Here is a 14,652-nt window from a genome sequence, read left to right on the forward strand (position 1 = left end):
ACTTAAAGTATATACTCGCTAGCTAATGGACCGGCGGCAGTTTGCCCTCCATCTGGCGGTTGAAGGCCGGCAGCGCGGTTTGGATCACCTGGTCGTAATCGGCTTTAGCGGTGGCCAGCTTTTGCTCGATGCCGGCGAGGATGGGATAGGAAACATCGGTTGGTTTGTAATTGGCGCCGCCGGCAACATCGCCCGCGCCGGTGCCCACCACGCCGTTGAACCAGATCAGGTTCATGTAGACCTTGTACTGCTCCGGATAGTACTTATCATCGCTGAGCAGGCTTTCGTGGTTGAGCAACTGCATTTCGACCGCCATGAGCTTGCCCGCAAAGCTATTGAGCGCGGCAGCTTGATCGGGGTGCGACTTCAGATCGTCCTGCACCTGCTTGCGCAGAATCTCGAGGCGGTTGATCATGCTCGCGGCGGCGTCCATGTCGTTGCGGATGCGAACCTGCATCTTCGTCGAAGCCTCGAGATCGGCATCGCTCGAGTGAATGGCAGGATCCTGGACGACGGTGAAGGGTTCGCTGTAGGTCTTGCCGGAGTCGGTGAAGCTGACGGTGAAATTGCCCGGCGCCGCGAGTGGACCGGCATGCTGCGCGCCTTCGATGCCCCAGTGCGTGACCGGGCGCCAGTCGCGGCCCTGGAAACGCGGCTCCGACCAGATATAGGGATCCTCGGGCGGCGTAGTGCGCAGCTTGACGAAGTCCGGCGCGGTGTAGCGCAGGTTCCAGTCGACGCGATTGAGACCGCCGTGCGCCGTGACCTTGAAGGATCGGACGACAGCACCCGTGGAATCGTGGATGGTGAAGGTCAGCGGCTTGGCGGGCGTACGCGCGAGCGACAAATCGAACTCGGCGCGACCGTCGCGCGCCTGGCGGATGCCTGCCTTGGGCGCATAGAGGCGCGTGACGCCGTCGGGATAGCTGGTCTTGCCGGTCTGCTCGAGGATGCTGATATCGGGCAGTACATACAGGCCGCGGCCGTAGGTGGCGACGAGCACATCGTGCGCCCGCTTCTGCACCGTAATCCAGTTGATGGGCGAGGCCGGCAGGTCGCGGTTGAACTGCGTCCAGTGGGCGCCGTCATCCATCGAATAGAAGAACCCATGCCCGCTGCCGGCAAACAGCATGTCTTTGCGGTTGGGGTTTGCAGCCACCGAGCGCATGTAGTCGAGCGGGTTGCCGTGCGGCAGATCGCCGCTGATGCTGGTCCAGGTCTGGCCGAAATCGTGCGTCTTGTAAAGGTACGGCGCGCGATTGTTGTTCAGGTGCAAATCGAATGCGACGTACGCGGTGCCGGGCTCGAAGCTGGAGGGCGAGATCTGCGTAACGGTGCCCCCGGGCGGAAGATCAGGAATGTTCTTGGTGACGTTGGTCCAGTGCGTACCGCCATCTTTGGTGTACCAGAGCTGGCCATTGTTGGTGCCCGCCCAGATCAGGCGCGGCGCGACGGGCGAAGGCGCGATGGCGTAGACCACGCCACCGTAGTACTGGCCGAGGTTGTCGCCGACGAGGCCGCCGGACGAGACGATGTGGCGCGGGCCGCCCTGCGACAGATCGGGGCTGATGACCTTCCAGGATTGGCCCTGGTCATCGGTCTGGAAAACGACCTGGCAGCCGTAGTAGACGCTGCCGCTGAAGGGATCGATCGCCATCGGCGGCGTCCAGTGGCAGCGGTACTTGAGCAGATTGGGCTGCGAGTCGAGGGTGTGCATCCAGGGCGCGACCGAACGCGCCACGCTGGTGCGGGCGCTCCAGCGCGTAATTTCATCGCCGTAGCAGCTTGACCAGACGACGTTGGGATTGCCCTTGGCAGGCTCCGTGAAGCCGGATTCGCAGCCGCCCAGGCCGTACTGCCAATGCGGCGCGGAAGCGGCGGGAGCGCCGTACGGGGCGCGACGGCCCGGAGGCCCATGCGGACCGGCATCGACGCCGGGGACGCGGCCGCTGCCGGTGCCTTCGGAGGTGTCGCTGGGGCCGCGCATGGTGCCGTCGTCCTGGCGGTTGCTGTAGACCCAGTAGGGAACCTGATTATCGGTAAAGACGTGATACATCTGGCCGTTGGGCAGGCTGACGCGCACGACGCTGTGGCCGGTGGCGATGCTGGCGCCGGCGTCATCGGTGAGGACGTAGCGGCCGGGGATTTTGGGATCCATCCAGATGTCGTGGCAGTCGCCGCAGCTCGCCTGCAGGCGCGGGCCGCCAAAGCGCGCTGGACGCGGCACCGAAAAGGTGTGGCCGCCGTCGAAGGATTCGTGGAAACTGCTGTTGGTGACCAGCACGTTATCTTCGTTGAAAGGATTCACCGCGATGCGGACGTAGTAGCCGGCGCGGCCGATGAGCGTGCGGTCCCAGTTCACATCGCGCCAGGTGGCGCCGCCATCGTCGCTGCGCCAGACCGAGCCTTGGTCAGTGGTCTGAATCAGCGCGTACATGCGCTGGCCGTCGGAGGGCGCGATGGCGACGTCAATTTTGCCCAGCGGCGGCTTCGGCAGACCGTCGGTCAGGTGTGTCCAGGTGCTGCCGCCGTCGTGGCTGATGTAGACGCCGCTGCCGGGGGTGCCCTGATAACCCGGCCACATGCCGCTGAACTCGCCCCAGCTATGCATCAGCACTTGCCAGGTGCCGGCGAGCAGGACGTTGGGATTGTGGGGATCAAGCGCAAGGCCCGAGCAGCCGGTATAGGGGTTCACAAACAGCACGCGCGTCCAGGTCTTGCCGCCGTCGGCGGTTTTGTAAACACCGCGCTCCTGTGATGGCCCGGTAATCTGGCCCAGCACGCAGGCGAAGACGGTATTGGGATCGGTGGGGTTGATGACAATGCGGCCAATGCGGCCCGATTTCTCCAGACCCATGTCCTGCCAGGTGCGGCCGGCGTTGGTGGACTTGTAAATGCCATCGCCGATGACGTCAATGCCGCGAATCGCCCAGGCTTCGCCCGTGCCTGCCCAGACCGTCTGCGGATCCGCAGGCGCCACGGCCAGCGCGCCGATCGCCATGGCGTTCTGGTTGTCGAACACCGGCACGAACGTCTTGCCGCCGTCGGTGGATTTCCAAACGCCGCCGGAAGACGCGCCGAGATAGTAGACGTTGGGATTGCCGTCAACGCCCGCCGCCGACGCGATGCGGCCGGCGGGCGCCGGGCCGAGATAGCGGAAATGCAGCGGCGCCGGCGTTTGCACCTCTTGCGGACCTTGAGGGCGGCCGAACGCCTGGCCGAGCGCCAACAAACCGAAACTGGTGAGGATGAGGGTGAAGTGGCGGAGCGTCGGTTTCATTGCTGCTCAGTTCCTTTCGTATTCCAGAGGGGTGGTTCTACGTGGAGAAGGTTATGGACAAAGAAATCTTCGAGACGGTGCTGGTAGTACTCACCGCCGGAGCCGTGGCCGCCGCCGGGAACTTCCATCAAGCTGAAGCGCTTGTTGTGCTGAATGAGCTGGTTCACGACCTGCACGGTGGAAGAGGGGTCAACGTTGCCGTCGAGTTCACCGAAAAACAGCAGCAACTTGCCGTGGAGGCGCCACGCGTTGACGGTGTCGGAGTTCTTGACGTACTGCGGACCGACCGGCCAGCCCATGTACTGCTCGTTCCACCAGATCTTGTCCATGCGGTTGTCGTAGCAGCCGGAGTTGGCGACCGCGACGGTGTAGAAATCACCGTGCCACAGCAGCGCGGCCAGGGCGCTTTGCCCGCCGGCCGAGGTGCCGTAAATGCCCACGCCGTGGCTGATGTCATACCAGGGATAACGCGCCGCGGCCGCTTTGTGCCAGAGAATGCGGTCGGGAAAGCCCGCGTCGGCGAGGTTTTGCCAGGCGACATCGTGAAAGGCACGCGAGCGGTTGTTCGTGCCCATGCCGTCAATCTGCGCCACCACAAAGCCCAGCTCCGCCAGCGGCATGCCGCGCGGCCGGAACGTTTCGGGCACGAAGTTGCCCTGCGGCCCGGCGTAGATGCTCTCGACCACGGGATATTTCTTGCTCGGGTCGAAATTCGAGGGCTGCCAGATGATGCCCCAAATGTCGGTTTTGCCGTCGCGGCCTTTGGCATGCATGATGAGCGGCGGCTTCCAGCCGGCGGCGAGCAGCTTGCTGTCGTCGGCCTTTTCGAGCGTCAGGAGGACGTGTTGGTCGCTGGTGCGGCGCAGCTCGGAGATGGGCGGCTGATCAACCGTGGACCATTCGTCGGTGTAGAACTGGTGGTCGGGCGAGAAGCTGACGGTGTGATCGCCATCCGCGCTTGTGAAGGTCATCAGACCGGTGCCGTCGAAGTTGATGCGGTAATAGTTGATGTAATAGGGATTCTCGCCCGGCGTCATGCCGCTGGCTTCGAACCAGATTTGGTGCTTGACCGGATCCACGTAGTCCACGGCGCGGACGGGCCAATCGCCGTTGGTGATCTTGCGGATGACTTGGCCGGTGACGCCATCGTAGAGATACAGGTGCTCCCAGCCATCGCGCTCCGACGCCCAGATGATTTCCTTGCCGTCGTTGACGTCGTAGCGGAAATACTTGCCGGTGTCGGTGGGGTTGGGCACCAGCGGACGGTAGTCGACGAAGGTCTTGCTGTCTTCTTCAATCAGTGTGCGCGCTTGGCCCGTGGCCGCGTTGACCTCAATGACGCGGTAAACCTGGTGGCCGCGCTGGTTGTACTCGAAGGTGAAGCCGCGGCTGTCTTTCCACCACTTGGGCGGCGTCAGATTGAAGGGATTGGGAAAAAGCGTGTTTGGGATCGGCGTTTCCGTGCGAGTCGCAACGTCGAATAGCGCCGGCTGCGCAATCGGCAGCGTGTCGCCGGGTTTCCGGTAGAGCGGGCCTTTAAAGGCGATGGGCTGCAACTGCGTGGTGGGCGAGGATTCAACGTATTGAATGTGCCGGTCGTAGCCGGGGCGGATGGCGTAGGCAGCGAGATGCGTCGAGTCGGGCGACCAGGCAAGCGTGGGCAGCGAGTAGGCATTGCCTTCGGAACCATCGGTGCTCAGTGAGGAGCCGGTTTTGTCGCCGCTGCGGCGCACCCAAACGTTGAAGTTCTGAATGTAGGCGATCCAGTCGCCGTTGGGGGAGGGCTTCTCGTTGGGCTGGGGCGGCGGTTGCGGCCGCGCTGAGGGTGGTTGTGCTGTTTGCGGGCGGTACGGAACCAAATCTTCGAGGCCGTCCTCCGGCTCATTGGCCATCATGGGCGGCGGATAGATGCCCGCATCCACCGCGACGCCACCGTTGGCGCCGGAGGCGTAAGGCGGGGGCGGGAAAAAACGGCGGGACTGCGGCTTCATTTTTTCGCCGCGCGTGCAGGTGTAATCGGTAAGGCTGCACGTCCAGTTGTAGCCGCCGAGGCCGAAGGCAATCGCCTGCTCGCCGTTGATGAACTGCAGCCCGCCCGGGCGGGGAAACGTGCGGCCCAGACGTTCGGCATTCGCATCCGTGAACGGCAGCGTCAGCGCGGTATAGTGCTTGCCGCTCGCGTCGGACAACGCCGCCGCCAGCCGCGCTTGATCAAACGCAGGGCGCTTGGTGAGCGTGGTCGCGTCCACCCAGATAAACTCACGCCCGCCGGGAACGGTCTTGTGATACCAGAAGTGATCGCTGCCGGCAATCCAGTTGGTCGGGCCGGGGATGTTGACGGTGAGCCCGGCGTACTCTTTGTTGATGGAGTTGGCGCGGGCATAATCAGCGGCGCTGCCTTGGGCAGAGGCTAGCAGCGGCAGGGCGCAGGTCAGAGCCAGAAGAGTAATGATGATTCGTCGGTTGGTCATCGGAGACTCCCCATGGCAAACGGTATACTTTATCCGTTCAGGATTCAACTACTCTGTTGCGGAGGGGGGAACCGATGCGTAGCTGGAAACTATGGGTTTTGGCGCTTGGCGTGATGTTTTTGGGGTTTGCGCCGCAGCAGTCGAAATTGGCGGGGACCTGGAAAGCGGAGCAGACCTATACGCGACGTGGGCAGAGCCACACGGTGCAACTGGAATACGTCTTCAAGACCGAGGGCAACCAGATCACCGGCGTAGCGGCCACGCAGCAGGGACACAACGGCATCATCAAGGGCAACGTCGAAGGGAATCAGGTGAAGTTGAAAATTTACGATCCCTTCCGGCCACAGGCGCCGGGGCGGCAATACCAGGGCACCATGCAAGGATCGCGCCTGACGCTCGCCTTCGCGCCCGGCGGCAGCCGCGCCAGCTACTCCGGCTTCCGGCGGTTTTCGCCACAGCCGGTGACGTTTCATAAGGTCTCGTCCAACACTGTGTATGAGCTGCCGCCCGATTTGCGGCATCCGCCGCTTGCGCCGTTTCATCCGCTGCCGCCCAATGGCCTGGCGCTGACGCCGCCCATGGGCTGGAATAGCTGGAACCACTTCAACGTGCACGTGAACGCGGAAGACATCCGCCGCACGGCCGATCTCCTCGTCTCCACCGGCATGGCGGCGGCGGGCTACGTGTACGTCAATATTGACGACACCTGGGAGGGCCAGCGCGACGCCAACGGCAACATTCAGCCCAACAGCAAATTTCCCGACATGAAGGCGCTGGCCGATTACGTGCACTCGAAGGGACTGAAGCTGGGCATCTATTCGTCGCCGGGGCCGAAGACCTGCGCCGGCTACACCGGCAGCTACAATCACGAACTGCAGGATGCCCGCACCTACGCGAAGTGGGGCATTGACTACCTCAAGTACGACTGGTGCAGCGCGAGCGAAGTCTATTCGCCCGATCAGATGCGAGCGGTGTACGAAAAAATGGCGCTGGCGCTGCGCCGCGCGGGGTCCCGCGCCAGTCGAATGACTGGGCGGCCCATCGTCTTCAGCCTGTGCGAGTATGGCTGGCAAAACGTGGGCGCGTGGGGTGCAGAGGTGGGCGGCAATTTGTGGCGCACTACCGGCGACATCGAAGACAACTACGCCTCGATGTCGCGCAACGGTTTCAGCCAGAACGGGCGCCAGGGCGCAGCCGGGCCGGGGCACTGGAACGACCCCGACATGCTTGAAATCGGCAACGGCGGCATGACCGACGCCGAGTACCGCACCCACATGAGCCTGTGGTCCATGCTCGCAGCGCCGCTAATTGCCGGCAACGACCTGACCAAGATGACCCCCGATATTCTGGCGATTCTGACCAACCGCGAAGTGATTGCGGTCGATCAGGACAAGCTGGGCAAGCAGGGCTACCGCGTGCAGCAGGATGGCGATCTGGAGATCTGGAAAAAGCCGCTGTCGGGCGGCGCGACGGCGATTGCGCTGTTCAACCGGGGCCCGCAGGCGGCCGCGATGACCGCGGACTGGGCCAAGCTGGGCGTGGGGAGCAATCCCAAGATTCGCGACCTGTGGGCGCACCGGAGCTTCCGTTCGCCCGGTCATTACACCGTAACCGTGCCCTCGCATGGCGTGGTGATGCTGCGTGCCCACTGAGGCTCCGCGCGAGTTTCGGGCTCCTGGAAGAATCAACCTCATCGGCGAGCACACCGACTATAACGACGGCTGGGTGATGCCGGCCGCCATTGACCTGGAGGTGCGGGTCGCCGTCGTGCCGCTCGCGGGGCGGCGCGTCCGTATATGGTCGGAGCATTTTGGCGAGGCGGCCGAATTTGCCATCGACGAGACGGACGTTGAGGCCGCCGTGCCGGTCTGGAGCCGGAGTTTGCGCGGGGTGGCGCTGCTGCTCGACCGCAAGGTCAAACTGCCAGGCGCGGCGCTGGAGCTGCGCAGCAGCATTCCGGTAGGCGCGGGTCTGAGCTCGTCCGCGGCCGCGGAAGTTGCGGTGGGCGTGGCGCTGGCCGCCGTCGCAGAGCTCGAGATCGACCGCACCGAACTCGCGAAGCTGTGCCAGCAGGCGAGTCACGAATTCGCCGGCAGCCGCTGCGGGCTGATGGATCAGTTCATCGCCTGCCACGGCCGCAAGGGCTGGTTCCTGCAGCTCGATACGCGCAGCCTGGAGAAGCACTGGCTGCCGTGGCCGGAGGAGGCCTGCTTTGTCGTCTGCGACTCTGGCGTGCGCCATGATAATGCCGCCGGGGAGTATAACCAGCGGCGGGCGGAATGCGAAATGGCGGCGGCGCGGCTGGGCCTGCGCTCGCTGCGCGAGCTGGCGCCGCAGGATCTGGAGCGCAGCATCCGGCTGCTGCCGCCGGTGCTGGCCGCGCGCTGCCGCCACGTGGTGAGGGAGAACGAGCGCGTGCTGGCCGCGGCACGGTCGTTATCGGAGAGCAATTTGACCGCTCTCGGGGAATTACTGAATGCCTCGCACGCCAGTCTGCGCGATGATTACCAGGTGAGTTGCCCGGAACTGGATGATCTCGCCGATCTCTGCCGCCGCCAACCGGGCGTGTACGGTGCGCGCATGATGGGCGGCGGCTTCGGCGGTTGCGTGCTCGCGCTGGCACAGCCGGAAGCGGTGGCCGGACTGCGGCGCGCGCTTCCCGGCGCCTCCTGGGTTTGCCGCAGTGCGCCGGGAGCGGGCGCGGAAGCCGCGTCATGAGCGAGATCTTCTCGCATCCGCACCGGCGCTATAACCCGCTGCTCGACGAATGGGTGCTGGTCTCGCCGCAACGCAATAACCGTCCCTGGCAGGGCCAGGAAGAATCGATCACGCCCGCGCTCGTACCGCCCTATGATCCGCACTGCTATCTCTGTCCCGGCAACGCCCGCGCGCAGGGCCGCAGCAATCCCGCCTATACGGCCACCTACGTTTTTGAAAACGACTTCCCTGCCCTAACGCCGGGCGTCACCGGTACAGAAGGTGAGTTTTTCCGGGCCGAGGCGGAAGCGGGCCTCTGCCGCGTGATCTGCTACTCGCCGCGCCACGACGTGACACTGCCGCATCTGCCGCTGGCCACGGTGACAGCGGTCGTCGCTACGTGGGCGGCGCAATACCGTGAGCTGGCGGCGCGGGGCGAGCTGAGCTCGGTCATGATTTTTGAAAACCGGGGCGCCATGATGGGCGCCAGCAACCCGCATCCGCACGGCCAGATTTGGGCCAATGCGCATGTGCCCAACGTGATGGCGCGCGAGCTGGCGGCACTCGCCGGCTATCGCAGCCGGCACGGCGGCTGCCTGCTCTGCGACTGCCTGCAACGCGAGCAGGAAGCGGGCGAGCGCATCATCTGTGAAAACGACGGTTTCGTCGCACTGGTGCCCTTCTGGGCATGCTGGCCGTTTGAAGTGCTGCTGCTCAGCAAGGCGCATGTGGGCGGGCTGGAGGAACTGGACGGCGCCGCGCAGGCGCAACTCGCCGATATTCTGATCCGGCTCGGCTTGCGCTACGACAATCTGTTTCAGGCGCCTTTTCCTACCTCCTGGGGCATTCACCTGCCGCCCTGCGACAGTGCGGCGCACCCGGAGTGCCACCTGCATGCACACTTTTTTCCGCCGCTGCTGCGCTCGGCCTCGATCCGCAAATTTCTCGTCGGCTACGAACTGCTGGCCATGCCGCAGCGCGACCTGACGCCCGAAGATGCCGCCGCGCGCCTGCGCGCGGCATCCACTGGCGCGTGTCCGCGCCGGGAGTCCTGATGCACCATCTCATCACCCTGCATCCGGTCGACGTGGCGATTATCGCCCTGTATTTCCTCGCCACGCTCGGGTTGGGTTTTTACCTCAAGCGCTTCAGCGGCACCGGCGAAGACTTCTTCCTGGCCGGGCGCGAAATGACGGCCTGGGTCGCCGGCCTCGCCTTTCTGGCGGCCAACCTGAGCTCGCTCGAACTGATGGGCTGGGCGGCCTCGACCTATCAGTACGGCATCCTCACCGTGCACTGGTACTGGATCGGTGCGGTGCCCGCCATGCTCTTCCTGGGCGTGGTGATGATGCCCTTCTACTACATCTGCAAGACCCACTCGGTGCCGGGCTATCTGCACCTGCGGTATGGCGAGCCCACGCGGGCGCTGTCGGCGGTGTGCTTTGCCGCGATGACGGTGCTGGTGAGCGGCGTCAACATGTACGCCATGGCGCTGGTGCTGAAGGTCATGCTGGGCTGGAACATCAGCTTCAGCATCTGGATTTCGGCGGCGACCGTCGCCGTCTACGTCGCCCTCGGCGGCCTGCGCTCGGCCATCTTCAATGAAGTGCTGCAATTCGTGCTGATCTGGGCGGGTGCACTGGTCATCGCCATCCTCGGCCTGATCGAAACTGGCGGCTGGAGCGGCCTGGTGGCGCGCATCCACGCCAATTTTCCCGGCCAGGACTTTACCCATATGTGGCGGGGCCTCGGCAGCTTCAGCAGCAATCCCATGGGCATCCACTGGACGGGCATCGTGTTCGGGCTCGGCTTTGTCGCCGCCTTCGGTTATTGGACCACTGACTTCCTGGTGGTGCAGCGCGTCATGGCGGCCAAGGACTTACGCTCGGCGCAGATGGCGCCCATCATCGCCTCCGGTTTCAAAATGCTGGTGCCGCTGATTGTCGTGCTGCCGGGACTGCTGGCGCTGGGCGTGCTGCCCTTCAAGCTGGTGGGCGCGAATCAGGCGGCCATTACCGGCGGCTATAGCTATAACGAAGTGCTGCCGCTGATGCTGGCGCGCTACTGCGGGCCGGGGCTGCTGGGCCTGGGCATTACCGCGCTCATGGCGGGATTTATGTCGGGCATGGCCGGCAACGTAAGCGCCTTCTCGACGGTGTGGACCTACGATTTGTACCGGCCCTTCCGGCAGCGCGCGCAGGCCCGGCACGCCATCGCCGCCGCCGCGCCTGCCGGCAGCGTCACGGTGGCCCGCAGCGGCTACAGCGACCGGCACTACGTCCGCATGGGCCGCGCGGCGATTCTGGTGGGCGTGCTGATCAGCATCGGCACCGCCTATTTCGTGATGCAGTTCGCCAGCATTATGGATTACGTCCAGGCGCTCTTCAGCTTCTTCATCGCGCCGCTGTTCGCCACCGTGATCCTGGGCATGCTCTGGAAGCGCACGACCGGGCCGGGAGGATTCTGGGGCCTGCTCGCGGGCACCGTCAGCTCGGTAGGCATGTGGTTGTGGGTGAAGGCGAATCCGGCAGCGCTGGCGCTGATTGCGCTTTCGCCGCACGCCAAGACTATGGCGGAAGATATGTATCGCGCGCTCTGGTCGTGGATCATCGCCGTGATCGTCACGGTGGTGGTCAGCCTGGCGACCACGCCGCGGCCGGAGGCGGAGCTCGAGGGCCTGGTCTACGGCTGTACGCTGCTGCCGGATGAGGGCAAGGTGCGGCTAACGCAGCGGCCCTGGTTCTGGGCGGTGGTGATGATCGTGGTCTTGTTCGTGGCCAACATTATTTTCTGGTAAACCCATGCACGAGCGGCGTCAAATTTCGATCTGGTTCTTCAACGGACTGCTGCTGGCCGTCTATGGAGCACTGATTCTGGCCGCGGGGTTGTGGCAGCTCCATCACCCCGCACACCCGCCGGTGGTGCTGGCCTCGCTGCATGTCGGCGTCTGGTGGGGCGCGCTGCTGCTGGCCGCCGGCGTGTTGTACGCGGTACTATTTCGGCCCCGCCGGCAATAGCACGGGCCGCGTCGAAAACACGTAGGTCGTGCTTTCGTGATATTCCTGGCCCGGCTTCAGCTCGGTGGAAGGGAAGTTGGGGTGGTTGGGCGAGTCGGGAAAGTGCTGGGTCTCGAGGGCGAAGCCGGAACGGAAGCCGTAGATGTGGCCGTGCTTGCCGTGGACGCCGTTCAGAAAATTGCCGGAATAGAACTGCAGGCCGGGCTGCGTGGTAAAGACCTGCATAACCCGGCCGCTGGCGGGATCGTAGGCCTCGGCGGCTTCCTTCGGCGTCGCAGTAGCGCCACCGTTCAGGACATAGTTGAAGTCATAGCCCCCGGCAAACTTCAATTGCGCATTGTCAGCGTGAATCCGCTCACCGATCGGGGTCGCGTGCGTAAAGTCCAGCGGCGTGCCCGCCACCGGGGAGATGGCGCCAGTGGGGATCAGATTGGCGTTGATGGGGGTGTAATCGTGCGCGTCAACGGAAAGCTCGGTGTTCAGAATACTGCCCGAGCCTTCGCCGCTCAGGTTGAAATAGCCGTGGCTGGTGAGGTTGATGATGGTGTCTTTGTCGGTGGTGGCGAAGTAGTCGATGTGCAGGCCGTTTTCGCTGGTCAGCGTGTAATCGACGCGCACCTTGACCGTGCCGGGGTAACCTTCCTCGCCATCCGGACTGGTGTAGCGCAGCTCCAGCCGCGGCCCTTGGGGCGTCAATTCCGGATGCGCCTGCCAGAGGCGGCGGTTGAAGCCCACCGTGCCGCCGTGGAGCGAGTTGGGCGGGTTATTGATGGGCAGCGTGTAGCTGTGGCCGTCGAGCGAGAAGCGGCCAAAGGCAATGCGGTTGGCGAAGCGGCCGACGAGCGCGCCGAAATACGTCGCGTGGTCGTGCAGGTAGCCGCCAAGCGTGTCGTAGCCCAGCAGGACGTCAGCGAAGTGGCCGTTGCGGTCGGGCACTTTCAGGGAGACGAGAATGCCACCGTAGTTGGTGATCTCGACCTGCATGCCGCGGCCGTTGGTGAGGGTGAACAGTTCGGCCGTGCGGCCGTCAGGCAGCTTGCCGAACGGGCGCTGGGTGATTCCTGGCGTCACCGCCATCAGCAATCCTCCGAGAGACAGGGCCGTGAATGAGGCCAAAAGAAATCGTTTCACAGGTTCCAATGTAGTCCTATTCTGAAGCCGGAGAGAGGATCATGCCAGATTTTACACGCCGTGGATTTCTTGCCGGAGCCGCTGCCGCCGCAGGCGCGCTGGCCTCGGCCCCATCACTCGCCCGGGCGCTCACCGCGCCGCCTGCGAGAGCGGCGCGGGCGTCGCTGCGCGACCGTATCGAGCTGCTGGCCGAGCCGTTTCCGCTGCCGCAGGTTCGCCTGCTGGACAGCCCCTTTCTGCGCGCCGCCAAGGTCAATGACGACTATTTGCAATCGCTGCCCACGGCCAGCCTGGCGCACATGTTCCGGCTGACCGCCGGACTTCCGTCATCGGCCGAACCGCTAAGCGGCTGGGAGGCGCCGACGTGCCAGCTCCGCGGCCATTTTGCCGGCGGGCATTATCTCTCCTCCTGTGCGCTGCGCTATTCCATGCTCGGCGACGAGCGCGTACGGCAGCAGGGCGAGGCGCTGGTGGCCGAACTCGCAACTTGCCAGAAGCAGCACGGCAACGGCTATGTCAGCGCCTTTCCTGAGCATTTGTTTGATCTGCTGGAAAGCGACAAACCCGCCTGGGCGCCGTTTTACACCATCCACAAAATCATGGCCGGCAATCTCGATATGTACACCCACTGCGGCAGCGCGCAGGCGCTCGAGGTGGCGGCCGGGCTGGGCGACTGGGCCGGGCACTGGGTCAAGGACATGGGCGAGCCGCAACTGCAGCGCATCCTGCAGACCGAGTTTGGCGGCATGGAAGAGTCGCTCTACAATCTCGCCGCGCTCACCGGCGAGCGGCGCTACGAATACACAGCGCAGCGGTTCGAGAAAAAGGTCTTCTTCGACCCGCTGGCCGCGCACCGCGACGAGCTCAAAGGCCTGCACGCCAACACGCATATTCCGCAGGTGATTGGCGCCGCGCGGCGCTACGAGCTGACCGGTGACCCGCGCTACCGCGAGATTGCGCATTACTTCTGGCACGAGGTGACCGGCGAGCGTACCTACGCGCCCGGCGGCACCGGCTACGGGGAGCACTGGTACGCCGATGCCGGCCAGCTTGGCAAAATCCTCGACCGCTACTCCATGGAGTGCTGCTGCGGCTACAACATGCTCAAGCTGACGCGGCATTTGTACACCTGGTCGGCCGATCCGCGCTACTTCGATTATTACGAGCGCACGCTCTGGAACTCGCGCCTGGGAACGCAACATCCCGGTGATGGCGGCAAGATGTATTACTTCCCGCTGCAGACGGGCTGGTGGAAGTACTTCAGCTCGCCGCGCAGCTCGTTCTGGTGCTGCGACGGCACGGGCGCGGAGGAATTCTCGAAGTTCGCCAACTCGATCTACTTCCGCAAGGACGATGCGCTGTTCGTAAATCTGTTCCTGCCGAGCGAGTTGCGCTGGCCGGAAAAGGGGCTGCGCCTCACCCAGCAAACCCGCCTGCCGGAAGAGGACACGACGACGCTTCAGTTCCATGCCGCACGCCCAGTAAAGCTGGCCGTCAATCTGCGCATTCCGGCCTGGACCGCGCCGGGCGGCAGCATCAGCGTGAACGGACGGCGGCTGGAGGCTTTCGCCGGACCCGGAAGCTACCTGACCATCGAGCGCGCCTGGAGCGAGGGCGACACCGTGACGCTGACGCTGCCGATGGCGCTGCGGACCGAGGCGCTGAAAGGCGACCGCACCCAGCAGGCGGCAGTATACGGGCCGCTGGTGCTGGCAGCGAATCTGGGCAGCGATGGCCTCACGCGCACCATGCAATATGACCAGACGCATCCGCCCACCGGCCCCTATGGCGGCACCGAGGTTGCAGCGACGCAGGGTAAGCGTCAGGGCAGCGCCGAAATTCAGCTCGCCCGCGGAGAAGATCCCGAAGACGCAACCTGGCTTGAGAAAACTGCGGGATTGCGCTTTGAAACGACGGGGCAGGCTACCCCGGTCCAACTCATTCCGCTGCATGAGATTCTAGGCACACGCTACGGCGTGTACTGGCAGATCCAGCGCAGCTAACGATTCAATGTTCCTTGTTTTCCCACCGATCCAGGTGGGTAAGGCCAGCCGGT

9 protein-coding genes are annotated in these 14,652 nt (G+C 64.3%); 6 read left to right on the forward strand and 3 right to left on the reverse strand.

Features of this window, described 5'->3' with window-relative positions; all coding sequences use genetic code 11:
- Positions 1-22: 22 nt before the first annotated feature.
- Together EPN33_05855 and EPN33_05860 are read right to left on the reverse strand one after the other, a co-directional pair.
- Positions 23-3,280 carry a sialidase gene (locus EPN33_05855; GenBank protein ID TAN23016.1) on the reverse strand — a complete coding sequence of 1,086 codons (3,258 nt, stop codon included), beginning with the start codon at positions 3,278-3,280 and terminating at the stop codon, positions 23-25.
- The gene (locus EPN33_05860) at positions 3,277-5,751 is read right to left on the reverse strand and encodes a S9 family peptidase (protein ID TAN23017.1); all 2,475 of its coding nucleotides are present in this window, start codon (positions 5,749-5,751) and stop codon (positions 3,277-3,279) included. The genes EPN33_05855 and EPN33_05860 overlap by 4 nt, the downstream gene beginning before the upstream one ends.
- Before the next feature lie 374 nt (positions 5,752-6,125).
- On the opposite strand from EPN33_05860, the gene EPN33_05865 reads away from it, so the two are divergent.
- The 5 genes from EPN33_05865 to EPN33_05885 are packed head-to-tail and all read left to right on the forward strand — an operon-like array spanning position 6,126 to position 11,465.
- On the forward strand, positions 6,126-7,403 hold the full coding sequence (locus EPN33_05865) for a glycoside hydrolase family 27 protein (protein ID TAN23151.1): 1,278 nt from the start codon (positions 6,126-6,128) through the stop codon (positions 7,401-7,403).
- Positions 7,393-8,469: a galactokinase gene (gene galK / locus EPN33_05870; protein TAN23018.1), complete on the forward strand. Its 1,077-nt coding sequence runs from the start codon at positions 7,393-7,395 to the stop codon at positions 8,467-8,469. The genes EPN33_05865 and galK overlap by 11 nt, the downstream gene beginning before the upstream one ends.
- Positions 8,466-9,503 carry a UDP-glucose--hexose-1-phosphate uridylyltransferase gene (locus EPN33_05875; protein TAN23019.1) on the forward strand — a complete coding sequence of 346 codons (1,038 nt, stop codon included), beginning with the start codon at positions 8,466-8,468 and terminating at the stop codon, positions 9,501-9,503. The genes galK and EPN33_05875 overlap by 4 nt, the downstream gene beginning before the upstream one ends.
- A complete protein-coding gene (locus EPN33_05880) occupies positions 9,503-11,245 on the forward strand; it encodes a Na+/galactose cotransporter (protein ID TAN23152.1) in 1,743 nt (580 codons plus the stop codon). The genes EPN33_05875 and EPN33_05880 overlap by 1 nt, the downstream gene beginning before the upstream one ends.
- A gap of 4 nt (positions 11,246-11,249) precedes the next feature.
- Positions 11,250-11,465 carry a hypothetical protein gene (locus EPN33_05885; GenBank protein ID TAN23020.1) on the forward strand — a complete coding sequence of 72 codons (216 nt, stop codon included), beginning with the start codon at positions 11,250-11,252 and terminating at the stop codon, positions 11,463-11,465.
- On the opposite strand, the gene EPN33_05890 is transcribed toward EPN33_05885, so the two are convergent.
- Positions 11,442-12,542: a galactose mutarotase gene (locus EPN33_05890; GenBank protein ID TAN23153.1), complete on the reverse strand. Its 1,101-nt coding sequence runs from the start codon at positions 12,540-12,542 to the stop codon at positions 11,442-11,444. The two genes, EPN33_05885 and EPN33_05890, sit on opposite strands and share 24 nt — an antisense overlap.
- 95 nt (positions 12,543-12,637) lie before the next feature.
- Here EPN33_05890 and EPN33_05895 point away from each other — a divergent pair, with 95 nt between their 5' ends.
- A complete protein-coding gene (locus tag EPN33_05895) occupies positions 12,638-14,599 on the forward strand; it encodes a hypothetical protein (protein ID TAN23021.1) in 1,962 nt (653 codons plus the stop codon).
- Positions 14,600-14,652: the final 53 nt, after the last annotated feature.

This window comes from Acidobacteriota bacterium (assembly GCA_004299485.1).
Classification (GTDB): Bacteria; Acidobacteriota; Terriglobia; order Terriglobales; family SCQP01; genus SCQP01.

What these genes read in the sequence shown, in the direction of transcription:
- EPN33_05885 (TAN23020.1), top strand. Translation starts at nt 11,250, where the DNA reads ATGCACGAGCGGCGTCAAATTTCGATCTGGTTCTTCAACGGACTGCTG.
- EPN33_05895 (TAN23021.1), top strand. Translation starts at nt 12,638, where the DNA reads ATGCCAGATTTTACACGCCGTGGATTTCTTGCCGGAGCCGCTGCCGCC.
- EPN33_05860 (TAN23017.1), bottom strand. Translation starts at nt 5,751, where the DNA reads ATGACCAACCGACGAATCATCATTACTCTTCTGGCTCTGACCTGCGCC.
- EPN33_05865 (TAN23151.1), top strand. Translation starts at nt 6,126, where the DNA reads ATGCAAGGATCGCGCCTGACGCTCGCCTTCGCGCCCGGCGGCAGCCGC.
- EPN33_05890 (TAN23153.1), bottom strand. Translation starts at nt 12,542, where the DNA reads ATGGCGGTGACGCCAGGAATCACCCAGCGCCCGTTCGGCAAGCTGCCT.
- EPN33_05880 (TAN23152.1), top strand. Translation starts at nt 9,503, where the DNA reads ATGCACCATCTCATCACCCTGCATCCGGTCGACGTGGCGATTATCGCC.
- EPN33_05875 (TAN23019.1), top strand. Translation starts at nt 8,466, where the DNA reads ATGAGCGAGATCTTCTCGCATCCGCACCGGCGCTATAACCCGCTGCTC.
- EPN33_05855 (TAN23016.1), bottom strand. Translation starts at nt 3,280, where the DNA reads ATGAAACCGACGCTCCGCCACTTCACCCTCATCCTCACCAGTTTCGGT.